Source organism: Methylomonas sp. Kb3 (assembly GCF_002834115.1).
GTDB lineage: Bacteria > Pseudomonadota > Gammaproteobacteria > Methylococcales > Methylomonadaceae > Methylomonas > Methylomonas defluvii.
Genome location: NZ_PIZT01000067.1, coordinates 43576 through 65168, shown reverse-complemented (window position 1 = coordinate 65168; position 21593 = coordinate 43576). Strand labels below are relative to the sequence as shown.

Below are 21593 nucleotides of genomic sequence, written 5' to 3'. Positions count from 1 at the left end.
GCTATGATCGAAGAAGCGGCCGTCGTTACCCGCGTTAGCGATGGCCGTACCTGGATCAAAAGTCTGCAAAGCAATGCCTGTAGCGGCTGTTTGCAACAACAATCCTGCGGCACGGCGACACTGGCGAAAGTGCTCCCCAAGCGCGAATTTCCAGTCGATTGCGACATAAACCTGCAAGCTGGCGACCATGTGATGGTGGCGATAGACGATGGTCAACTGCTGCTCACGTCGCTGTTACTCTATCTGGTGCCGTTGATTTTTATGCTGATCGGGGTGGGCTTGGCCGAAGCCTGGCTACCCGCTCCGTATAACACGGGTTACTTGCCCGAAGTGGCGTTAAGCACATTGCTGACCGGCTTTTGGTTGATAAACCGCTGTCAAAATCTGCTACTGCTCCATCTTTGTTTTAAGCCGCAAATCGTCAAGAAGCTGGGTAGCGATTGAGTTTTCGCTGGTTGACGCACTGGTTGTGTAAAGTCAGTCCGCTTCCGTTTGCTTGCGCTACGCCGGCAGACAAAGCTGCCATGTCGGTTTCAGGCGTGTAAATATTTCGATGCCTGCAAGTTGGCAGCGCAACATATTCCAACGGGCCAAATCAAATGAGTCCCGATACAAACACGCCACCCAATCCGCTAGCAACACGGCGGCATAGGTTTCTCGATTGTTGCTGTCGCAGGCGGTAAGGCCGGCGCTGTGTTGGTAGCCGGTGATAATGCTAGCCGCATCGTAGCCCCAGCGATGCAACGCCAGCGCCGCCAGGCCGGCATGAAAGGTCGTCTCCTCGGGCAGATGCGATTCCGCCGCCGAGGCCACCGCATTGAGTGTCGCCGGCAGTTCGGAAAAATGCATGTCGGCAAACAAGGTTTGAATATGTACGGCAAGTTCGGGGGTATTTGCCGCATGCCAGAAATTGAAAACCACGCTTTGTCGTGGCTGAATAGCCTCCGTGACGCCATGGTACGAATCGGCATGCAGTAAAAAACCGAAGGCTTTGTTATATTCCGGATTAACCCGAAAAACCGCGTCACTCTCCGGCGAGGCGAATAGTTCCAGCACCCCGCCATGTTCGGGTTGCCATTGCTTATTGAGTTGCACAACCAGTCGGGCAATCTCATACCCCACCAGCGGTCGGTCGCTGTGTATGCCAATCACTTGTCCGGGCAGCATGCGTTGGGCCGTGACTAACAAACGACTGGTCAGCGGCAATCCGGTAATCTCGCGCATTCTCGCCAGCACTTCGGTTTGAAACGCCGCTGGAATGTGCTCGGTAACGTCTCTAAGCGAACACCGATAAAACGCTCCATCCCGATGTTGCCACTCGGCATCCAGCAAAAATAAGCGCTCAAGCACCGTGCACTGTTCTTCGGAAAACGCCGAATTGTCGTAAAAAAAAGGGAACGGGCTATCGTACTGGATGGGCTGCGCGAGCAACGGTTAATTTCCTATTTGAATGACATGGCAACAGTGCTTAGCGGGCAGCAATCGAATTGACGCACAGCAGGTTTGTGTTGCCAAAATGACAAGCGGAGGCATTACGCTGATGCGGTTTGGGAATCTTTACTGTTTCGGATAAACCTGCACCCATTCGATGCGCGGTCCGTTCATTTCCTTCACAACGATTTCAAAATCGTTGAAGGCAATGCGCTCGCCGGCGTCGGGAATGTCGCGCAATTGCGCCAGAATCATGCCGCCCACCGAGTCGACATCGTCCAGATCCAGTTCTTCGTTTTCCACATCAATACCCAGAATCCGTTCCAGGGAGAAAATCGGCAAGCTGCCTTTACCCAGCAAGCTGCCGTCGTCTTGACGGGTCCAGTCGCTTTCGGTTTTTCGAAATTCGTCGCGGATTTCGCCGACCATGGCCGACAACAAATTGTCCAGCGTGATAAAGCCGTGCGGCTTGTGGCCTTTCTGGCCGATGACGGCAAAGTGCGGTGAGCCTTGGGTAAAGCGGCGGAATAATTCCAGAGCGGGCATATGCGCGGAGATATGTTGAATCGGCCGTAAATAGGGTTCCAAATCGTCGATTTGCTGGCCGTTTTGTTGCGCCAGGAATAAGTCTTTCAAGTGGATGACACCCAACACGTCGATGCCGTTGCCATCGAAATACGGGTAGCGGCTGAAGCAGCTTTTATACACCGTATCCAGCATTTGTTGTTGAGATTGCCCTTGGTACAGCGCGGTGATTTCGTGGATAGGCCGCATTAAATCGGATACTTCCAACTTGCCGAAATCCAGGGCCTTGGCCAGTACATTGCATTCGTCGCTGGTCAGGTTTTCACCAGCCCGGCTGGAGCGCAAAATCAGTTTCAATTCCTCGTTGGAATAATGGCTGTCTTGATTATGGCTGTTGCTCAAGCCCGCTATGCGCAACACCAGATTGGCGCTGCCGTTTAACAACCAAATCGCCGGATACATCAACCAATACATCGCATACAGCGGTCCGGCGCTCCATAAACCTATGCCTTCCGGATTACGGATCGCCAGCGATTTGGGCGCTTGTTCGCCCACCACGATATGCAGAAAGGAGATGGTGCAAAACGCAAAGCCAAACGAGATGTTGTGGATGATTTCGGGAGAGGTGATTTCGGCTTTGGCAAACAGCGGAACTAACAGGTCGGCAAAAGCCGGTTCGCCGATCCAGCCCAAACCCAGGGAGGCGAGGGTAATGCCGAGCTGGCAAGCGGATAAGTAGGCATCGAGTTGCCTGTGTACTTTGGCGAGTATCCTGCCTCGCCAACCTTCGGTTTGTTCAATGGCTTTAATCCGGGTTTGTCGCAATTTAACCAAACTGAACTCGACTGCGACAAAGAAGCCGTTGAGACATACCAGCAGCAAGGCGCAGGCGACCAGGACAAGATTACTCATAGATAAAGCATTGATTACAGCGGAAACAGCATTATACCGGTAATCCGGGTCTTTGCTTGTTACGTGATGCTGCTCAGCTCAGATCGCGCTTAATCGGGCGGGCCGGGTAGGCGTTCGACATTGGCGGCCATATGGCTCGGATACAGCGCCGGGCCGAATTGGGTAAAAATGGCCACATCCGCCGCATCGTGGCCGTAAGCGACGATGACCCGGCCGCCGCAAGGCTCGGCTTGAGTGGGATCGAAGGTGTACCAGCGCCCATCCACATAAGCCTCGAACCAGGCGTGAAAATCCATGGGCTGCAAACCGTATAAATAACCGACCACCATTCGCGCCGGAATGCATAAAGCCCGGCACAGGGCGATGCCCAAATGCGCCAGTTCGCGGCAGACGCCTTCGCCGGCCAGATTGGTTTCAACCGCCGAGAGCTGGAAATGCGGCGAATCCGGATTGAAGCGGATATTCTCGCGCAGCCAGCGGTGCACGGTGGCGACTTGGTCGTAGCCCGGGATGGCGTCGGCGACGATGTCCTGGGCCAGGTCGATAAACCGGTCGGATTCGCAATAGCGGGTGGGTGTCAAATAGGTCAGCACACTATCCGGCAAATGTTGCACTTCGGTGAACGGTGCGCCGGGGCAGACGTCGATATGCTCATGGGTGTGAATATCGGCGCTGGTGCGCACGGCAAACTCGCCGGGTGGGGCAATCAGGCGCTGGCAAAGATTACCGTAGTAGTCGGTAAACTCGAAGACCGGCACCGTCGGTGTCAAGGTATACGACTCCCGCGCCACCCATTGATTTGCGCCGCTACGCGGCCGCAGCATCAAAATAAAAGGGGTGTCGATGCTGACATCGAAGGTTATTTCGCAACTCGTGCGCAGCCACATATGAGGGTCCTGGTGTTGATTATCGAAAAATCAGCGTTGATGGCAAGCGCAGCCCGTTAGATGCCGATACCAACCGCTTAAGCCACTTGGTCTTGCGGGTTAAATCTTGGCTTTGCCTGAGCGGAGAGGCCAGAACGGGATCGACAGCACCAGTATACACAGCAACCACGCGACGAGCTGCTGATTGTAAAACGTATACCCCAGCGCCACCGGCAAACCGTCACTAAAGCCGGGATGCGCTTGGATGAAATCGTAGGCCGCCATAAACTCGTGGGTCTCGCCGATCACTACCGCCAAGGTGCCGGCGCTTAAAAAATAGGCCAGCAAGCGGTCGCGTGGCGTTTGCGAATCCCCGCCGGACAGGCTGTCAAAGCGCAGCATCTGCCGGTCAAAGCGCCGCTGGGCCAGGCATAGGCACACGATCAAACCGCAGACGCCGATGGCCGGAATCGCGAATTGTTCGACGGGAAAGCTTAGATACCGGCCGTTGAGCGCCAAGCTGTAAGTTTTGTACAGCGCCAAAATCCCGAAAAATAAATAGGCGCTTCTCAAGCGATGGGCCAGGGTCGGCGCTGCGGATTGCTCGGCTAAAATCACATAACTGCGTTGCAGCAGCAAAGCGCTCAACACGCCGTTGGCGGCGATAGTCAAGAGGGTGTAAGCCTGTTGCCATATGCTATAGCTGGTAAACCACGCAAAACTTGCCAGCGTGACCAGACAAACGCTAAATACTTGGGCCAGCGTCAAAAACACAATCTGGCGCGGCCAAGGCAACTGGGCCAATTTTTTAAAATAGACCGCAACCATTACCAGCCACAAACCCGTCGCCCAGGCAAAATGCCCTAGCCAGTCCGGGTTTTCGTAAACCGGGCCGGTCAGCGGAAACACCGGTTCGCGGTCGATAGTCAGCAAGCCCCAGTTGGCGCCGACCACGCCTTCGTTATGGCTTTTCCAGGGCTGGTTGAAGGCTTCGACGATGTTGTAATCCAAACCGTGCCGGTTTACTACGTCAATCAGGCTGCGTATGAAGCGGGTTTCGTTGACCACGCTGGGCACCGCTCGGCCGCGCTGGCGGCCAGCGGCCGGCCAGCCGGATTCGCCGATTAGAATCGGCTTGCTCAGGCCCATGCTGTGGGCTTTGGCTTCGATTTGTTGGACGATCTTCTCCACATGTCCGGCCGCCTCCTCAATCGCCACCGGCTCGTCTTCCCAATAGGGCAGAATGTGTACGGTAATAAAGTCGACTTCCTGCATCAGTTGCGGATATTTCAAGTAGATAGACCAGACATCGGCATACGACACCGGCTGTTTCACCGCCTGTTTAACCTGGCGGATATAGCCGATCAGCGTGTCTACATCCATGTCTTTACGCAGCAGCACTTCGTTACCGACCAGCACCCGTTTGATCACGTCCGGATGGGCGTTGACCGCTTCGATCAGCGCGGCGATTTCCTTTTTATTGCTGGCATGCCCATCGCCCAGCCAGCCGCCTTGGATCATTTCCACCCCGTGTTTGCGCGCAAATTCGGGCGTCGGCTGCATGCCGCCGAGGATGGAGTAAGTGCGGATGGTATGGGTTTTATCGGCAATCAAACCCAGGTCGGCGTCGATATGTTCGGGCAATGGAAACTTTTCTTCGATCGGACTGAATCCCTCGCGATAAGGGGCGAACGACAAACTGCGCAATTTACCAGAAGGCACATCGACACCGGCGTCCTGGGGGCGATTCAGGCTCCAGGCGATAGCGCCGTGAACGGCAAGGATGAAAATGAGGCAGAAAAACAGATGGGTGGTGCGCATGACTGGGGGATGGTTAAGCTGAGTGAATAAATATGTGGGATTGCCGGGATTATACAGTCTTGGCGCGCGCTAAAAATCAAAGTCGCTGAGTCTGGCGGCGATTCTCGATAAAACTATGTTATCTGCCGGTTATGCCGCAGGTTATTTGCCGCATTCGCGGGCGGCCCGCCACTAAGGAGCAAAGCAGGGCAGGACGCCGGGCGGGGCTTGCCGGCAATATTCGCCTTTGGTTCGATAATTGCACACGCTCTGACGCAGCTATGCGGTAAGGCTTTGGCGGGGTGCCGGCCGGCTGCTGTTTTTGATTGAAGCTTTGGATATTTCCGATACGCATGAGTGCACAGCCAATGACCGATATTTCCGCGTTCTGGACCGAGTCCTTGGCCGATGAGTTATTGCGCTTTTTAACCGGGCGCTTGAAATGCCCGGACATTGCCGCCGAATTAACCCATGACACCTACCTGGGACTGCGGCAAATAGCCGAGAAAACGCCGCCGGATAATGCGCGGGCCATGGCGTTTCGGATTGCGATTAATCTGACCATCGATCATCAGCGCAAAACCATGGTCAGGGACCGTTACGGTGCCGACGAAGATATTGATGCGCTGGTTGACACTCTTCCCGGTAACGCCGCGCCGCCGGAACAGGTGTTGATAGGTCAACAACGTCTGGCCGCGTTGCAGCATGCGCTGGGCGAGTTGCCGCAAGCCTGCCGCACTGTGTTTTTACTGCATGGGGTCGATGGCCTGACCTATACCCAAATCGCCGAACGTTTAGGGGTTTCTAAGTCCCAAGTCAATAAGCTGCTGGCCCAAGCCATGGCGCATTGCGCCCGGCAACTGGCCGATTAAGCAAAAAGCCCGCATTATTTTTCCACAACCCACTTCATCCCGATGCCGTTGACTGCCACCGCTTGCCCTGCTTGGTATGATCGCTTTCGCGCCTCGCACGTCTTTATCAATAACAGCCTTGCATAATGGGAGATTGCATGCCAGCGCCGTCCGACAAATCCGCTCACACCAGTCTGCAAGATCAGGCCATCGCCTGGTTGGTTTGTCTGCGCGACGACAGATTGAGCGATGCGGAACTAGAAGCCTTCGCCGATTGGTTGAGCCGCGACCCCTTGCATGCTCAGGCATTTACCGAGGCTGAGGCTTTGTTCAGCGATATGGTGCTGGCAGGCAGTTTGTCCAGTGCGAGCGAATCGCTGCAACCCGCGTCTCGACATGCGGTGGCGGAACAAAATCGTGCCGCTGGCCAGATTATTGACCCGGCCCTATCTATCAGAAGGATTACGTGTCAGCCGAGCTCGTCGAAGCCCAGGCTGGTGACCCCTCCGACAGGCTCAGGGCGAACGTTATTCAAGAGCCAGGCCGATAAACCAGTCAGCCGCCGGCCGTTGGCCAGGCCGCGCCGGCCCTGGTTTGCGGTCGGGCTGGCCGTCGCGGCGATGTGGCTGTTGGCGATTAGTCTGATCATGCCGCAACAAGCGCGCTTATTTAGCGATTATTTTAGCGACTACCGCACGCAAACCGGTGAAATTCGCGAGATTCAACTCAGCGACGGCAGCCGTTTGCTGCTGAACACCAATAGCGCGGTTTCGGTAGCGTTCACCGCCGCGGCCAGACGTATCGTCTTGCACCACGGCCAGGTGCAATTTACGGTGGCAAAGGATAGCCGGCGGCCTTTCGACGTAGTGGCCGACGATTTGACGGTCCGCGCCTTGGGCACGGTGTTTGAGGTGTATAAAACCGCGACCGGGCCTACCGAGGTGAGCGTCCAGGAGCATGCCGTAGCGGTCAGTATGGCGCGTCAGGACAGTGACGTTACCGTCGCCCAGGGGCAGGGCTTGGTCTATCAACCCGGCCTGCCGCTGCCGCTGCCGCATCCGCGGGCCGTGGGCGCGGAACAGTCCGCTTGGCGGCAGCATCGCCTGGTGATCAACGATAGACCTTTAGCTGACTTGATCAGCGAGTTGGAGCGCTATCGATTGGGACGGATATTTCTGGCGGATGCCGCACTTAAAAATCTGCGGGTAACCGGGGTGTTTTCTCTGGATGCGCCCGATGAGGCACTGTCCTCGGTGCGTAAAGCGCTGGCGTTGCAAGAAACCCGTATCGGTCCCTGGTGGGTGCTGCTGCATCGCTGATTTTTTGGGTGCTGTAAGCCACTCCGGGCAGCGCGCGCATGTCCAAAACGGTTTGGCGCATATTAGTCGAAAATTCCAGCCCACCGACTCAAGCCTTCAACGGCTGTTCCCTATTTACCCGCATTCAAGCAAAAGTCGTCCTTCCGCCGAAAACTTCCTCAGTCGCACAGCGCTGCGATTTTTTCAACGCGGTTTTGCCGGAATAGCGACGATTTTTTGCCAATCAGGAAATTTTTGTGATCGATTTTTGTGCTGAAACGACTTCTATGTTGAGAAACATTATTTTTCGGACAGGACGGATTTTGAAAGCACGGATTAACGATTTTCGCTACCCGCTGGCAGTCGGCGTATGGCATCGGCCAGCCGTATATCTGTGCTATGCGCTGAAAGGCAACCGCGTCGGTGTCGATACCTGGGTGTTGATCGGGCTGGTGGCGGCCGGCGGACAATTGAGCAGTAGCCAGGCGGTCGCTACGGAAGTGGTTCGCCACTTCAATATCGGCCGCCAGTCCTTAAACAACGCGCTGATTCAATTTGCCGCGCAAGCCGAGTTGGAATTGATTTTTTCAGCGGACATGTTGCGTGAGCTCGCCAGTCCGGAGCTGCGCGGGGACATGTCGGCAGAGCAGGCGTTGACACACTTGCTGCATGGCAGCGGTTTTACCTACCGTTTTATCGATACCGACACGGTGACTTTGGAACGCAGTCCGGCGGCAAAAGAGGTGTCTAGCCTGCCGCCCCCTGTTACCTTGGATGCCATGACTGTCGTGGGCTCGAAAACAGCGGAGGCCGGTGCGGAAATCGTCACCGAGCCGATGCTTGACGAGGCGCGGACCTATGCCGTCAGGCATATTGCCAGCGCTACCGGAACCGACACGCCAATCAAGCAAACCCCGCAGTCCGTGCACGCGCTTAACCGCCCCTTGTTAGACGACCAGCAAACGATCAACCTCAGCGAATCCTTAGTCAATGTCAGCGGCATAGTGGCGCGCAATACGCTCTATAGTCCGGTTATCGAAGGCACCTTAATTCGCGGTTTTCGTTCCGAACAACTGCTGGACGGCTTTACCCAGTACTACAACCCCGGTGACCGGGAAAGCACTATTAATATCGACAGAATCGAAGTGCTGAAGGGTTCCAACGCCTTGCTCTACAGCGGTGGCTCGGGCTCCCCGGTGGGCGGGGTGGTGAATCTGCTTGCCAAATTGCCGCAGGCCAAAGCCTTCGGCGAAGCGGGTTTTAGAATCGGCAGCCACAGCTTTTATCAGCCGTATTTCGATATCAATCAACCGCTAAACGCCAATATTTTGTTGCGCATGACCGGCGAATATACCAACGCCAGACATAACATCGACATAATCGAAACGCAGCGTTTTAACCTTAACCCGGCCCTGACGCTGACCGATAACGACCAAACCCGTTTGACGATCCAAGCCAAACTGTCGCGTTGGCAGCAACCGGAGTACCAGGGCTTGCCCGCCACCGGCAGCATCGCTGGTGATTTTGCTACCCGGCCCGATCTGTTCCCGGGGCCGGCCAATCTGTCCGATAGCCATTCAGATGCCGATGCGGTATGGGCTACTCTGGACCGGCAGCTCACCGGGAGCTGGCGCTTAAACCTGAAGGCGCGCTATGCGCAGGCTGAATTCGACGAGAAAATTCAGACCCTGTTCGGCAGCGATGGCCTGGTCGCGGACCGACCCTTGTTGCCGGCATCGCACTGGGCATTAGTGAACGCCGAATTGTTTCAACAACAGCATGAACGCAGCGTATTGGGCAATTTGCAGGGCAAATTTAAGCTGGGTCCCAGCGAAAATAATTTGTTACTGGGCGCGGATTACAGCCGTTTGCAAGATGCCGGCTTTATCGAGGGCGATTTCGGCGCCTTGGGTTTGGGAGTCGGTACGGTCGATCTGCGCGCACCGCTATTTGACTACCCTTATGCTGTACCCGGTCCGGGCCGGGAAAATCAGTTCATCGAAAACCTCACTTACGGCGCTTACCTGCAGTGGCAAAGCACGCTGTACCGGCGATTGCATTGGCTGTCCGGCCTTAGGTTGGGCAAGGTGGGTATCGATTTTAATAACGCGCAAACCGGGGTAAATGTCACAACGGATACGCTGAAATGGTTGCCGCGCCTCGGCGGCGTGATCGACCTAAACGACGAGGTTTCCTGGTTTATTTCCTATAGCGAAGGCATGCGCGGCCAACCGTTTGTCAATTTCGTCGATACGCCGGCGTCGGAATTGTCGAATCATCTGGAAACCGGTCTGAAATTCAATTTTGCGAATCAATTCAGCGGCCAACTGGCGTTGTACCAAATCGAGCGTAGCCAGGTCGCGGTCACCGACAGCAGCGATTTCCTGCGGCGTTCGGTCGCTGCAGGGCAGCAACGCTCGCGCGGTATCGAAATGGATTTGCTCTGGCAACCGGTCGAGGGCTTCAGCGTGCTGGCAAACTATGCGCATACCGACGCCCGCTTCATGGACGACAAAGCCGGGGTGGCTGCCGGCAATCGCTTGGCTCAAGTCCCGGAAGATGCCGGGCGGCTCTGGGCGCATTACCGTTTTCAGCAGACTGAGTTGCAAGGTTTTAGCTTGGGCTTCGGCGTGTACGCCCGCGCCGGCGCTTATTTATCCAATAACAATCGCTTTAAAACCGCCGGCTACCACAGCTTCGACGCGGCGTTGGCTTACGAAACCGGGCGTTTCCAATGGGCGGCCACGGTCAAAAATCTCAGCGATGAGGATTATTTTCAGCCCTACGGCTATTTCGAAGGCCGGGTAGCGCCGGCAGCCGGCCGCGCCGGGTTTCTAAGTTTTTCAATCAAGTACTGATGCCGTCGTTAACTATTTGCCACAGGAGTTTTTCAGGAGCACCTCACTCAGGGATTTAGAGTGATGTCGTAAGGACCGCGACAAACATGCCACATCCGCCGCGAGACGGAGCCGGAAAGCCACGGGTCTTGGAGATTAAGACAGCCGGGTTACCTGCCAGTTAAAGACCCTTAATTCGGGTTGGCGATTTGCAGATTAACTTTAACCGTAATTTATTAAGGAATAAAAAATGACAATCTTGCACTACAACCGCACTCAATGGGTAAGCGCCGGCCTGCTCGCCTTCAGCGCATTGACCGCCGTTTTGGCGCCTGCTACAGCCAGCGCCGCGCAAGTCAGCGGCGATGCCACCATTACCATCAACAATGCTGCTTTTGCGGCGGCATCGGTCAATGTTGGCAGTGGCTATCCGAATGGCTGGATTGTCGCGAAACATTGGGGTGCCAGCGATAATTTACTGGGTATCACCGGCGCAACCACCGGCGGAACGACGCTATCGGCAACCGCCAGCACAGCGATGTCGTTTGCGGTTAACGCCAACACCACGACCAACAGCTATCCGGCTGCCGGTCCCTATGGCCGTACCGAACAAGCCACGACGATGGACGCCGGCAATACCTCGGTCGGTCAAATCGGTTTGAGCGGCGCCTGGTTATTGACCAGCCAAGGCGGCAGCGGCATTTTGACGCCCTACGACTTTAGCCTGGTAAAAACCGGAAGCACCTGGAATATCAAAACCTACGATACCGGTTTTGGCTACCAAAATTTCTTGAAGCTGACCAACGTCTCCGAGTCGCTAAGCAGCAATGGCGAATTACTGCTGAGCGGCGATTTGCAATGGACCGGATTGTGGGCCGGTTTGGTTGGCGCCAATACCAATGCCGTGGTGGGTACGTTTAGTCTGGCGCCCAGTACGGCGCCATCGGCGGTACCGGTACCGGCGGCGGTCTGGATGTTCGGCAGCGGTCTGCTGGGCTTGCTGGGTGCAAGTCGCAGAAAAGCCTTGGTCGTAGCTTAACTTGCAAATTGGGCTTGGGGCGGTCGCCAAGATTCGCTTCGGGCCCGGACTTTCGGCAATAAATCCCTCTTCGTGCCTGCATGCTGCCGACTGCGGTCGCTTGTCTATTCCGGTTGGGAGAGGGTTTATGCTAACCATCCGCTGACAGGGACTTTATGAAGATCAATAGAAACCGCAGCTATCGCGTTTTGGCCATACTGGCTATCGGCATGGGGATGGCCTCAGCAAGCGCCGACGCCGCGACATTGAATGCGCCATCCGGCGGTACGTTTACGATGAACCTGGACCGGAATGCGCTGGCACCTTATGCCGGGGGCTATTACTTGTCGACGTTTTGGAGTACGGCAACGTCCAATGCTTATAATCCGGCCAATACCGGCGACCATTTGCTTAGCCAACTCAATACCACCGAGATTTCCGGACTCAATCAGGTGTTCGAGTTGACGGCTATCGGTAACGATCCTAGTCCGCAAGCCAGCCAGCGTTACGTCAAAGCCACGTCAGCCGAGTTTGCCATCGATACCGGCACACTGGCCGGCGTGGCCGGGGCACAAGTGGGCATGACAGGCGTGCAGGGTTTTTATGCGCCGAACTGGCCGCCGACTGGAGCCGGCTTGGTCAACGGCGATTTTTCGCTGCTTTACGATGCCAACCGGCAAACTTTGGGCCGCACCGGTTGGTACCTAGCTAATAACATTTATTTCACGATGGCGGTGTATGACTTAAACAACCTGAGCCTGAGCTTTAGCAACGCCGAAAACTGGCAGTTGAGTGGCGATTTACTCATGTCGCCGGAAAACGCCGGCATGTTGCAAGGCGCGCAACTGGTTGATGTCGGCAGTTTCTGTTTGGGCACGGGTGCCTATGCCGGTTGCGGACAGGTATCGGCGGTGCCGCTACCCGCTGCGGTCTGGTTATTCGCTAGCGGCTTTTTGGGCTTTATCGGCATAGGCCGTAGGCCATATCTTTCAAGGAGTGTGACATTATGAAAATCAATAATCATCGATCATCCGCCTGGCTATTAGCCGTTTTCAGTGTATTGTCGATCAGCCAAGCCCACGCCGCGACAGTAAACGGCGGTGCGCTGGTCCTTAACCTAAACCGCGATGTGCTAATCGCCAGCGTCGATGTGAATGACTATCCGGACACACCCACCGCCGACTTTCCGATTTGCTGCCGGCCTTCTATTTATCTGGAAGAGTTTTACGATGCTTCGGCCGCATCAAAAACCTTTGTACAGTTGCGGGACGGCAATGCTCCGGATTTATACGATCTGGTATCCGATGAAATTCCGGCGACCGGGCTGCAATTTAGTGTCAACGGGTTGAGTCCGATAGTTAATCCGGGCGGGCGGCAGAACAGAAATACCACTTTCCAGTTCGACCCCGGCAATTTGTTCGGCACTGCCAGCGGTAGTATCGGTCTGGGCGGCGTCATGCGTTTTAGAGTGGACGTCGAGCCACCAACTAATAGAGTGTTGTTGGGCGACATGACCTTGGAATACGATCCTGCTCTGGAAGCGGCTACGCCCGGGCGTTCCGGTTGGGTGATTACTAATCATATCGGTTTCGATGCAGGCGGTTTTGAGCTGTTTGATGTCACCACCGCAATAGTCGGGGATACTTTAACTCTCAACGGCAATCTGGGTTTAGGGTGGGGCTTCGATCATCTGGGCGCTCGCGACGCCCGCTTGCGCGATACCCGTATCGGTACCTTCAGCTTTCAAACCACTGTGGTGTCGGGAGAACTGCCGGCGGCAGTACCGGTGCCGATGACGGTATGGCTGTTTGCCAGCGGCTTGGCTGGGCTGTTTCTGAATGGCCGATCTAAAAGAGAGATCGTCTGATGAAACCGGATGAAGTTACAGGATTGACTCGGCCGCTAACTGCCGTTTACCCCAAGCCTGGCGAATGGCATACCCCCGTTTTTCGTAACGTCAGGCTGGTAAAAATTGCGGCGGGCTTAGGTGTCGGTTTGACATTGACGACAGCCGCGCAGGCAGGGCCTTCCCCGGTAATAAGCTTTGGACAGTATCGCAGTCATCAGGTCAATGTCGATGCCGACGGCCAAAACATCATCGGCGACAAAGGCAACGAACCGACGCTGGCCTTGAATCCGCTTAACCCCGCGAATATCGTTGTGGGCTGGCGTAGGTTCGACTCTCCGCCCACTGCTGTCAAACACGGCGGCTATGCCTATAGTTTCGACGGCGGCGTCAGTTGGGGCACCGGCATGCTGCCGGCCTTACCGCTGCAAACCCGCACCGATCCGGTGTTGGAGGTTGATGGTCAGGGGAATTTTTATTACCAGTCCCTGGCGATATCGGATAGCACGTCGGTGTTTAAATCCAGCGATGGCGGCGTGACCTGGTCGGAGCCGGTGTATCAGTTTAAAGGCGACAAGAACTGGCTGGCCATCGATAAAACCGGCGGTCCCAGCGACGGGCATATTTACAGCACCTGGCGGCGGCCGGCCGACACCAACCCCGATCCACATTATGTGCCCAAATATTTCAGCCGTTCCACGGATGGTGGTTTGAGTTACCAGGAGCCGGATGCGGCGTTGCCGGTGGCAAACTTCGGTTTCGGCCGGCTGGCCATCGGTCCGGAAGGCGAGGTTTATTTATTTGGCGTCGATGAAACGATTTTGTCCGTCAGTGCCTTAGGCATAGTGCGTAGTGGGCACTATTTCCTGAAATCGGTTGATGCCAAAGATCCTAATACCTCGCCCAGCTTTAGCGCGCAAAAAGTCGATATGGGCGGCCACAGCATGATGTTCCTGTCGCCGAGTTTGCAGTTACCCAATCCGTTGGGCGGCGACGGTGATGTGCAAATCGCTGCCGATCAATCGGCCGGGCCGTTGCGCGGCAATATTTACTTGCTGGCGCATGTCTCCCCCTATACCTGGCAAACCGGCGGCGATCCGCAGGATATTCATTTCGTGCGCAGCAGTGACGGCGGCGCTACCTGGTCGGCGCCGGTGCGGGTGAATGACGAACCACCCGCCGCCAACGCTTACCAATGGTTCCCGATGCTGGGCGTGGCGGCCAACTCCCGCCTCGACGCGGTGTGGTACGACACCCGCAACGGCAGCGGCAGCGCGCCGTACCGCTATTCGCAGCTTTACTACGCCTACTCCTGGGACGGCGGCGTAACCTGGAGCAAAAATCAGGCGGTCACGCCGGTGTTCAATACGCATCTGCCGTATAACATCGTGAACGGCGAAGAACGGCAAGGCGACAAAATGGGCGATTACACCCAGATAGTCTCCGACGCCAACGGCGCGCACATTGCTTACACCGCCACCTACCACGGCGAGCAAGATGTGTATTACCTGAACGTGTTTCCGGATTGCAATAACAATGGCAAATCGGACGTGCTGGATATTCAAAACCGGGTCAGCGGCGATACCAACTTCAATCATTTACCCGATAGCTGTGAAAGCATCAGCGTAAGAGGCGATCTGGACGGCGACCGCGATGTCGATCAACTGGATTTGAACCTGGTCATTGCGGCGCGCAACCAACCGGCTACCGGCGTGGACGATCCCCGTGATCTGGATAAAAACGGTGTGATCAATGTGTTGGATGTGCGCAAGCTGACTTTGCTGTGTACGCGCTCACGCTGTGCGATTTAAACGAGCTTGATTCAAGCGGCTGGTAGTCAGATTTCTCCAATCTGACGCACGCACCGAAATTACTCCGTCATTCCCGCGCACGCGGGAATCCAGGGTGCCGAATATAGGACTAACAACGATGATGAAACAACTAAAAGCCGGCCTGGTCGGTACAGCATTATTCGCCGCCAGCGGTGTGGCCGATGCGGCTATTGATTTACATTTCACGCCCCGTAGCCAAACCGTCGAAGCCATTGAAATCGGTTTGAACATTTCCGGTTTGGGCGGCGCTGCGTTAGCAACGTATGACTTTAATATTCAGTTTGACCCAACACGTTTGGCCTTTGCCGGTGTAGTTTTCGGCGATCCGGTGTTGGGTGACGAATTGGATGTGTTTGACTTGGGTGGCAACAGTACCGCCGCCGATGTGCTGGGGCCGGGAGTGCTGAACTTATTCGAGTCGTCCTTGGACGACGCGGCGGATTTACAAGTCCTGCAAGCTGATAGCTTTACTTTGGCGATCATCCGTTTCAATGTGCTGAGTAGCGGTAGCAGTCAGCTTGATTTACTGATTAACGGTCTGGCGGATGCCGGGGGTAACGCCTTATCGGCAAACGCAGCGCCGCTTAATATCAACACAGTGGCCGCCGTGCCGTTACCGGGGATGGTTTGGCCGATGGTTGGTGGGGCGTGGTTCGTATTGACGAGGCGGAGCAGGCAAGCAATTTAGCTTCGTCAGGGGGCGCGGTAGCATTACCTGATATATTTTAAGGCTGGTTTCAAATGTTGCATAGCGACTCAGTGGTATGTGGCCTACGGCTATCTTCCCTGCGTGTAAACTCTATGCCTCGGGTGCTCCACGGTATGGGTGAAGAGTGCAGGGGCAATGAATAGTCGCAGATTAATCCACCTCCCGATGATTGATAATGGAACTGCTTAGTTAAAAAGCCTCCTGGCAATTTTACATCTGACATAATTCAATCTAATTTTTAAGCATGAAATTCACCAAGTATTTTGAAAGCATGCGTCAACGGCCTGATCGAGGAGGAATCGACTTGAGGTGGATTGAAAGGGTCATCAATCAACCCATCAAGCAAGCGGTTCAACCGGACGGTAGAATAAGGCTGTGGGCGGCAATTGATGAAGCTGACGGGCGATATTTGCGCGTAGTACTTTTGGAAGACGGTGAAACGATTCATAACGCGTTTTTTGATAGGTCATTTACCCCATGAAAATCAAATATTTTGAAGAGACTGATACCTTATATATCGAGTTTCGTAATGCCGAGATTATGGAAACCCGAGATTATGACGATGACACCCTGATTGATATAGATGCCGCCGGGCAGGTTTGCGGCATCACCGTGGAACACGCCAGGCAGCGCGTCGATCTTCCGACGTTTTCTTTCGAGCAGATCGGAAGACAAGCCGCATAAGGACAATTCTGTTGTTTGGATATGCAGCCCTGTTGATGGTTAAAATTTATGGGAAATATTCGATGCAAGAACTTGATGTTACATTTAGCCGCACCGTACAAATATTTTGGTCATGGGCTTGGAGATCTACAATATATGGCTTACTTGTGGGTGCGGCCATCGGCTTTATCGCCTCATTAATCACAATGGTTTTTGGCTTCGACGCTCAAGTGACAAAGCCGGTTGCACACTATTTGAGCATTACCGCTGGTCTGTTTGTTTCCCTGTTGGTGCTATCAAAAGTGCTTAAAATGAAATTTTCATCTTTTCGTATCGCGCTTGTGCAGCAATAAGCCTTGTAAGTTAGGTTGAGCGGTAGCGCCCCCTGACATACGTATTGAAAGCCACGATCCAAGTTGGTTTCATGCGTGAAATGTTGTCGTTGGGAGGCTCAAATCAGTTTTAGACGGCTGTTGCACCTAGCAGGTGCCATTCTTGCAATTGCCTTGGGCGTTGGCTTGTGGAAGCAGTGGACATTAATCTGCAACGAAGCGTGTGCGCCCGGACGGGCGTTAACGATGATTTTGCTGAGTTTCATACTGCCGGCTTCTGCATATTGCACGCTGTTGCTATGGACAGCTGTGCGTCCCAGGCCCGTTGCCCGAGTTATATCCGCTGCTTTGACTTTAGCCAGTCTGATGGCGGCGATTTGGCTAAGTTTTTTTGCGTGAGGTAGCGCGGTTTGGGTTTATTTGCGTTCGCCGATTTTTGGCAGTCTATCCGCCAAGCCCATTGCATGCCGCGTCAGTAGTTTTTTCGCAAACGGCAGGTGGTCCAGCATGGTCAATCCGGCGTTGCGGACGGCGGCCAGCGGTAAATTGTCGTTGGAGAACAGCTTCACCACGTTATTGGTAAAACCGATGGTTTTGCCGTGATCTTGTTGGCGTTGCCGGCTGTAGTTTTTCAGCAGGCGGGCATCGCCCAAATCGCCATCGCGTTCGTGTTGATCGATCAGCATTTCCGCCAGTAAGGCCACATCGCGTATCCCTAAATTAAAACCTTGGCCGGCGACCGGATGCAGTTGATGCACCGCATTTCCGATGATGACGGTGCGGCCGGAGACCATGCTTTCGGCACGGATCAGGCTTAATGGAAACGCCCGGCGCGGTGCGGCCAATTTTAATTCGCCCAAGCGGTAGCCGAAGCAGTTTTGTAGCTCGGCAAGAAATTCGCGGTCGCTGACGTTAATCAGGGTTTCCGCTTGTTCGTGAGTGCGCGTCCATACCACCGCCGATTGTTTACCGGCGACCGGCAGCAAGGCTAGCGGACCGAATTCGGTAAAGCGTTCGAAGGCAATATTGCGATGTGGTAGCGCCGATTGCACGGTGGTGACTAAAGCGGTTTGGCCGTATTCGGTGACTTGCTGCGGAATTTCCAGCAGCTTGCGTACCGTGGAATTGCCGCCGTCGGCACCGATCAGCAATTGGGCGCTGACGTTTAAGGAGCTGCCGTCGTGCTGCTTCAAGCTGACGTTGACCGCATCCCGGCCGGACATTAAGCCGGCGACCCGGGTTTGATACAGGCAAACCGTGTCGGTTTTTTCCACCAGATCGGCCATGTGTTGTTCGATGTCGCGGGCGACGATCACATAACCCAACGCTTCCACGCCCTGATCCTCAGCAGTCAGTCGGGTTTTCCCGAAATGGCCGCGGTCCGAGACATGGATGTGTTTGATGGCGGTGGCTTTGTCCGCAACGCCGCGCCAAGCGCCCAAGTCGTTGAGCAATTCCACGGTGCCGGCAGCTAAGGCCAGCGCGCGGTCGCCGGCCGGCGAGTGGCGCAATTGTTCGCGGCTATTGGCTTCGACCAAGGCTATCTTCAAGCCGCTATTTTTCAGCGCCAGGGCCAGACAATTACCGGCCAGGCCGGCGCCGACGATGATCAGGTCGAAATCGTGTTGCATCTGCTTTAGCCCAGTGCTATGGATCGATCATAAAGCGTTTCCGGCGCGACATCTAGCTCACCCGGCCAACACACGGTGCCCAGTCCGACATAGGCTTGATCGAATAGTGAGCGGTCCTTAAGTTTAATGAAAACGCCTTTATTCAGATAAGGGGACATGTCGAACAAGCGGTGCTCGCCGTTATCGAACCAAAGTTCCAGTTTATAGTTGTCTTTAGGTTGCACTTGAATCACGGATTCCATAATGACCTTCCTTTAGCGTAAAGGATCGATAGGGAAGAGTTTTTCGCCATTGATCGCCAAGTTCCAATCGGCTAACAAAGATTCCCGATGAATTTCAATCCAAGCCTGCACCAGCCTGGATTTGGCAACCGGCAGGTCGCCGCTAAGTAATGCGCCGTCGGCTATGGAGAACGAGGCATTGTAGACTTGATATTTGGCTTGGATATGCGGAAGTTTATGGCGCTCATCGTCGAAGAAATACATACAAATGACGATGCCATAAAACATGCTGATGGTTGGCATATCGAATTTTTCCGTCACGCTAGCTCGATTGCATTAACGCTTCGATGGCTGCTATCGACTTTGGCACGCCGCCAGTCAGTATCTCATGACCGTCTTTCGTCACCAACACATCGTCTTCGATGCGAATGCCGATGCCGCGCCATTGTTTGTCTACGGTTTCGCAATCGGCCGGCACATACAGGCCGGGTTCCACGGTTAACACCATCCCCGGTTCCAACAGTCGCCATTCATCTTTGATTTTGTAATCACCTACGTCGTGCACGTCCATGCCCAGCCAATGGCCGATGCGATGCATGTAAAACTGTTTGTATTTTTCGTCTTTGATCAGTTTTTTGGGTTTGCCTTTTAACAAGCCCAGTTCGATCAGGCCTTTGGTCAGGGTTTCTACCGAGGCGTCGTGGGCTTTGTTCCAAGGATTGCCGGGTTTGATTTCGGCCAGCGCCGCGGCTTGGGCATCCAGCACCAATTGGTACAACAATCTTTGCGGTTCGCTGAATTTGCCTGACACCGGAAAGGTGCGGGTAATGTCGGCGGCGTAATGGTCGCATTCGACGCCGGCGTCGATCAGCAGCAAATCGCCTTTGTTGAGCTTGTCCTTGTTTTCCACGTAATGCAGCGTGCAGGCGTTTTTGCCGCCGGCGACGATGGACGGATAAGCCACCGCGCGCAGGCCGTCCTGAATAAATTCGTGGATCAATCCAGCTTCGATTTGATACTCGTACAAACCGGGTTTGCAGGCTTGCATGGCGCGAATATGGGCTTTGGCGGATACTTCACCGGCGCGGCGCATCAGTTTTAGTTCTTCCGCACTTTTGAATAAGCGCATTTCGTGGACGATGTGTTCCAACGACACCAGTTCGCCGGGTGCGGTGACGCCGGTACGCGACTGCTTGCGGATGTGATTAATCCATTCCAGCAGTTTGTGGTCCAGGTCGCTGTCCTTACCCATCGGGTAAAACACTTTGCTTTTGTTTTCCAGCATGCCTGGCAGGATGTCGTCCAGATCGTCTATCGGGAACGAATCGTCGGCTTCGTAATGTTTGGTGGCGCCTTCCAGGCCGGCGTGGGCGCCTTCCCATTGCGCTTTTTTCTCGTCGAATTCGCGGCAGAACAGAATATATTCGCCTTGCTCACGGCCGGGGATGAACACGGCCATCGATTCGGCTTCGTTAAAGCCGGTCAGATAATAAAAGTCGCTGTCCTGGCGGAAGGGGTAGTGGACGTCGCGGTTGCGGGTGCGCTGCGGGGCACTGGCAATGATGGCAATATTGCCGGTGCCGATTTGCTTCATCAGGCTGGCGCGGCGTTTTTTGAATTCGCTTTGTTTCATGGTCGATCTACTTAGATTAATGCGTTTGCGATGGGCCGAGTTCGGCAAATTGATCGCGCACGGTAAACACGGCGGCGCGCACATATTCGCGCAATTCGACCAAGGCATTTTCGTCGTCTTCATCGCCGACGTCGGTGTCGATTTTGGTGAGCTCTATCATGTCGCGCATCACTTCGGCGGTATCGCCCGGCCAGTCGGCGCCGGTTTGCGCATAACCCACGCCGAACAAAAAGCCCTGGCACCAACAGCGCAAGGCTTCCACTTGTTCGTCCAGCGGATCGTCGTCGTCCGGCATCAGTAAATCGAAGGCGAAGTCGTCGTTTTGATTTTCCAGCAATACTCGGGTTCTTTCGAACACACCATGCAGCAGCGCTTTGTCTTCGTCGATCAACTGTTGCTCGTCGTCAATGAGTTCCCTTAGCCAGTTTTCCGCATCGGCGCGGATTTCGACGCAGAGCATGCCGGTGGCGATACCGTGCGCCTCGGCAGCGCCGATGTCGGCGTCATGTTGCTCTAAAATTTCTTCAACCGAACGGTAGGTCATCTGGGCTGCGTTTCCTATATAAAGCTGTTTAATAACATGGCTTATGCTAACATTCTTAACCATCTACGATGATTATAACGTCATATCGGCCCATACTCTTGCTATGTCTCAAACAGAAAAAGATCCGTCAACCGAGCTGGAAGCATTGGAAGCGAAACTGGATACGCTCATTGCCCAGTTCAATCAAGTCAAAAGCGAGAATAAGTCCTTGAAAGTTAAACAGGATGCCTTGGTTAAGGAAAAAGCCAAGCTGCTGGAAAAAACTACGTTGGCCAAAACCCGGGTGGAAGCGATGATTGCCCGCTTGAAAGCCATGGAGCATGATTCGTGAGTAAAGCCGTCCAGCCCGTTTCACTGAATATCCTGGATAAGGAATATAAAATCGCCTGTGCCGCCGATGAAAAAGAGGGATTGATCAACTCTGCCCGGGAACTTGACCGGCAGATGCGCAAAATCCGTGACACCGGCAAAGTCAGCAGCACCGACCGCATCGCCGTGCTGGCCGCCTTGAACTTGGCTCACGACTTGACGGCATCCAACAAGAACGAAGCCAACGGCAGTTTGGATATTGGTCAACGCTTAGCCGATTTGCGCAGCAAAATAGAAAACGTTTTGGAAAATTCGTAAATCATCCGGTAGACTAT

23 protein-coding genes and 1 riboswitch are annotated in these 21593 nt (G+C 54.6%); of the genes, 14 read left to right on the top strand and 9 right to left on the bottom strand.

Features of this window, described 5'->3' with window-relative positions:
• Positions 1-3 precede the first annotated feature (3 nt).
• Positions 4-444: a SoxR reducing system RseC family protein gene (locus CWO84_RS17390; protein WP_101054168.1), complete on the top strand. Its 441-nt coding sequence runs from the start codon at positions 4-6 to the stop codon at positions 442-444.
• Positions 445-501: 57 nt separating this feature from the next.
• On the opposite strand, the gene CWO84_RS17385 is transcribed toward CWO84_RS17390, so the two are convergent.
• From CWO84_RS17385 to CWO84_RS17370, 4 genes are all read right to left on the bottom strand, one after another.
• On the bottom strand, positions 502-1431 hold the full coding sequence (locus CWO84_RS17385; protein WP_240618090.1) for a 2OG-Fe(II) oxygenase: 930 nt from the start codon (positions 1429-1431) through the stop codon (positions 502-504).
• Between the two features lie 126 nt (positions 1432-1557).
• The gene (locus tag CWO84_RS17380) at positions 1558-2868 is read right to left on the bottom strand and encodes a hemolysin family protein (RefSeq protein WP_101054165.1); all 1311 of its coding nucleotides are present in this window, start codon (positions 2866-2868) and stop codon (positions 1558-1560) included.
• An 89-nt stretch (positions 2869-2957) separates the two neighbouring features.
• Complete coding sequence (locus CWO84_RS17375; protein ID WP_101054162.1) at positions 2958-3755, bottom strand: transglutaminase family protein; 798 nt, start codon at positions 3753-3755, stop codon at positions 2958-2960.
• A 99-nt stretch (positions 3756-3854) separates the two neighbouring features.
• Entirely contained in the window at positions 3855-5555 is a 1701-nt protein-coding gene (locus CWO84_RS17370; RefSeq protein WP_101054159.1) for an exo-beta-1,3-glucanase, read from the bottom strand.
• 332 nt (positions 5556-5887) lie between these two features.
• On the opposite strand from CWO84_RS17370, the gene CWO84_RS17360 reads away from it, so the two are divergent.
• The 11 genes from CWO84_RS17360 (at position 5888) to CWO84_RS17310 (ending at position 16941) form a co-directional block, all read left to right on the top strand.
• On the top strand, positions 5888-6406 hold the full coding sequence (locus CWO84_RS17360; protein ID WP_033159083.1) for a sigma-70 family RNA polymerase sigma factor: 519 nt from the start codon (positions 5888-5890) through the stop codon (positions 6404-6406).
• A 137-nt stretch (positions 6407-6543) separates the two neighbouring features.
• Positions 6544-7704 carry a FecR domain-containing protein gene (locus CWO84_RS17355; protein ID WP_165786369.1) on the top strand — a complete coding sequence of 387 codons (1161 nt, stop codon included), beginning with the start codon at positions 6544-6546 and terminating at the stop codon, positions 7702-7704.
• 302 nt (positions 7705-8006) lie between these two features.
• Positions 8007-10541 carry a TonB-dependent receptor gene (locus tag CWO84_RS17350; RefSeq protein ID WP_240618089.1) on the top strand — a complete coding sequence of 845 codons (2535 nt, stop codon included), beginning with the start codon at positions 8007-8009 and terminating at the stop codon, positions 10539-10541.
• 78 nt (positions 10542-10619) lie between these two features.
• Positions 10620-10698, top strand: a riboswitch (cyclic di-GMP riboswitch).
• Positions 10699-10770: 72 nt separating this feature from the next.
• Positions 10771-11559, top strand: coding sequence for a hypothetical protein (locus tag CWO84_RS17345; protein ID WP_101054151.1), 789 nt, complete (start codon positions 10771-10773; stop codon positions 11557-11559).
• Between the two features lie 155 nt (positions 11560-11714).
• On the top strand, positions 11715-12548 hold the full coding sequence (locus CWO84_RS17340; RefSeq protein WP_101054148.1) for a hypothetical protein: 834 nt from the start codon (positions 11715-11717) through the stop codon (positions 12546-12548).
• Complete coding sequence (locus CWO84_RS17335) at positions 12545-13405, top strand: hypothetical protein (RefSeq protein ID WP_101054145.1); 861 nt, start codon at positions 12545-12547, stop codon at positions 13403-13405. The genes CWO84_RS17340 and CWO84_RS17335 overlap by 4 nt, the downstream gene beginning before the upstream one ends.
• Positions 13405-15195, top strand: coding sequence for a hypothetical protein (locus CWO84_RS17330; RefSeq protein ID WP_101054142.1), 1791 nt, complete (start codon positions 13405-13407; stop codon positions 15193-15195). Before CWO84_RS17335 ends, CWO84_RS17330 begins: the two co-directional genes overlap by 1 nt.
• 118 nt (positions 15196-15313) lie before the next feature.
• Entirely contained in the window at positions 15314-15904 is a 591-nt protein-coding gene (locus tag CWO84_RS17325) for a cohesin domain-containing protein (protein ID WP_133120714.1), read from the top strand.
• Between the two features lie 265 nt (positions 15905-16169).
• Positions 16170-16406, top strand: coding sequence for a hypothetical protein (locus CWO84_RS17320; RefSeq protein WP_101054136.1), 237 nt, complete (start codon positions 16170-16172; stop codon positions 16404-16406).
• The gene (locus tag CWO84_RS17315) at positions 16403-16609 is read left to right on the top strand and encodes a DUF2283 domain-containing protein (protein ID WP_101054134.1); all 207 of its coding nucleotides are present in this window, start codon (positions 16403-16405) and stop codon (positions 16607-16609) included. Before CWO84_RS17320 ends, CWO84_RS17315 begins: the two co-directional genes overlap by 4 nt.
• Before the next feature lie 11 nt (positions 16610-16620).
• Positions 16621-16941 carry a hypothetical protein gene (locus CWO84_RS17310; protein ID WP_165786368.1) on the top strand — a complete coding sequence of 107 codons (321 nt, stop codon included), beginning with the start codon at positions 16621-16623 and terminating at the stop codon, positions 16939-16941.
• A 395-nt stretch (positions 16942-17336) separates the two neighbouring features.
• Here CWO84_RS17310 and ubiH read toward each other — a convergent pair whose 3' ends face one another.
• From ubiH to CWO84_RS17285, 5 genes are read right to left on the bottom strand one after another with little or no spacing between them, the layout of a single operon-like run.
• Positions 17337-18551, bottom strand: coding sequence for a 2-octaprenyl-6-methoxyphenyl hydroxylase (ubiH, locus tag CWO84_RS17305; RefSeq protein ID WP_101054128.1), 1215 nt, complete (start codon positions 18549-18551; stop codon positions 17337-17339).
• 5 nt (positions 18552-18556) lie between these two features.
• Positions 18557-18793: a DUF2442 domain-containing protein gene (locus CWO84_RS17300; protein ID WP_101054125.1), complete on the bottom strand. Its 237-nt coding sequence runs from the start codon at positions 18791-18793 to the stop codon at positions 18557-18559.
• Positions 18794-18805: 12 nt separating this feature from the next.
• Positions 18806-19075 carry a DUF4160 domain-containing protein gene (locus tag CWO84_RS17295; RefSeq protein WP_101054520.1) on the bottom strand — a complete coding sequence of 90 codons (270 nt, stop codon included), beginning with the start codon at positions 19073-19075 and terminating at the stop codon, positions 18806-18808.
• A 19-nt stretch (positions 19076-19094) separates the two neighbouring features.
• Entirely contained in the window at positions 19095-20405 is a 1311-nt protein-coding gene (gene pepP / locus CWO84_RS17290; RefSeq protein WP_101054122.1) for a Xaa-Pro aminopeptidase, read from the bottom strand.
• 16 nt (positions 20406-20421) lie between these two features.
• A complete protein-coding gene (locus CWO84_RS17285) occupies positions 20422-20949 on the bottom strand; it encodes a UPF0149 family protein (protein WP_101054119.1) in 528 nt (175 codons plus the stop codon).
• 103 nt (positions 20950-21052) lie between these two features.
• On the opposite strand from CWO84_RS17285, the gene CWO84_RS17280 reads away from it, so the two are divergent.
• Both CWO84_RS17280 and CWO84_RS17275 read left to right on the top strand, forming a co-directional pair.
• Positions 21053-21280, top strand: a complete 228-nt coding sequence (locus CWO84_RS17280) for a TIGR02449 family protein (protein WP_033159102.1) — start codon at positions 21053-21055, stop codon at positions 21278-21280.
• Positions 21277-21576 (top strand): cell division protein ZapA, encoded by a 300-nt coding sequence (locus CWO84_RS17275; RefSeq protein WP_101054117.1) that lies wholly within the window; start codon positions 21277-21279, stop codon positions 21574-21576. The genes CWO84_RS17280 and CWO84_RS17275 overlap by 4 nt, the downstream gene beginning before the upstream one ends.
• Positions 21577-21593 lie beyond the last annotated feature (17 nt).

Excerpts from the sequence above, each read along its gene's own strand:
- CWO84_RS17355 (WP_165786369.1), top strand. The coding sequence starts at position 6,544 with ATGCCAGCGCCGTCCGACAAATCCGCTCACACCAGTCTGCAAGATCAG.
- CWO84_RS17390 (WP_101054168.1), top strand. The coding sequence starts at position 4 with ATGATCGAAGAAGCGGCCGTCGTTACCCGCGTTAGCGATGGCCGTACC.
- CWO84_RS17370 (WP_101054159.1), bottom strand. The coding sequence starts at position 5,555 with ATGCGCACCACCCATCTGTTTTTCTGCCTCATTTTCATCCTTGCCGTT.
- CWO84_RS17380 (WP_101054165.1), bottom strand. The coding sequence starts at position 2,868 with ATGAGTAATCTTGTCCTGGTCGCCTGCGCCTTGCTGCTGGTATGTCTC.
- CWO84_RS17360 (WP_033159083.1), top strand. The coding sequence starts at position 5,888 with ATGAGTGCACAGCCAATGACCGATATTTCCGCGTTCTGGACCGAGTCC.
- pepP (WP_101054122.1), bottom strand. The coding sequence starts at position 20,405 with ATGAAACAAAGCGAATTCAAAAAACGCCGCGCCAGCCTGATGAAGCAA.
- CWO84_RS17295 (WP_101054520.1), bottom strand. The coding sequence starts at position 19,075 with ATGCCAACCATCAGCATGTTTTATGGCATCGTCATTTGTATGTATTTC.
- CWO84_RS17330 (WP_101054142.1), top strand. The coding sequence starts at position 13,405 with ATGAAACCGGATGAAGTTACAGGATTGACTCGGCCGCTAACTGCCGTT.
- CWO84_RS17320 (WP_101054136.1), top strand. The coding sequence starts at position 16,170 with ATGAAATTCACCAAGTATTTTGAAAGCATGCGTCAACGGCCTGATCGA.
- CWO84_RS17300 (WP_101054125.1), bottom strand. The coding sequence starts at position 18,793 with ATGGAATCCGTGATTCAAGTGCAACCTAAAGACAACTATAAACTGGAA.
- CWO84_RS17340 (WP_101054148.1), top strand. The coding sequence starts at position 11,715 with ATGAAGATCAATAGAAACCGCAGCTATCGCGTTTTGGCCATACTGGCT.
- CWO84_RS17325 (WP_133120714.1), top strand. The coding sequence starts at position 15,314 with ATGATGAAACAACTAAAAGCCGGCCTGGTCGGTACAGCATTATTCGCC.
- CWO84_RS17285 (WP_101054119.1), bottom strand. The coding sequence starts at position 20,949 with ATGACCTACCGTTCGGTTGAAGAAATTTTAGAGCAACATGACGCCGAC.
- ubiH (WP_101054128.1), bottom strand. The coding sequence starts at position 18,551 with ATGCAACACGATTTCGACCTGATCATCGTCGGCGCCGGCCTGGCCGGT.
- CWO84_RS17315 (WP_101054134.1), top strand. The coding sequence starts at position 16,403 with ATGAAAATCAAATATTTTGAAGAGACTGATACCTTATATATCGAGTTT.
- CWO84_RS17375 (WP_101054162.1), bottom strand. The coding sequence starts at position 3,755 with ATGTGGCTGCGCACGAGTTGCGAAATAACCTTCGATGTCAGCATCGAC.
- CWO84_RS17280 (WP_033159102.1), top strand. The coding sequence starts at position 21,053 with ATGTCTCAAACAGAAAAAGATCCGTCAACCGAGCTGGAAGCATTGGAA.
- CWO84_RS17345 (WP_101054151.1), top strand. The coding sequence starts at position 10,771 with ATGACAATCTTGCACTACAACCGCACTCAATGGGTAAGCGCCGGCCTG.
- CWO84_RS17335 (WP_101054145.1), top strand. The coding sequence starts at position 12,545 with ATGAAAATCAATAATCATCGATCATCCGCCTGGCTATTAGCCGTTTTC.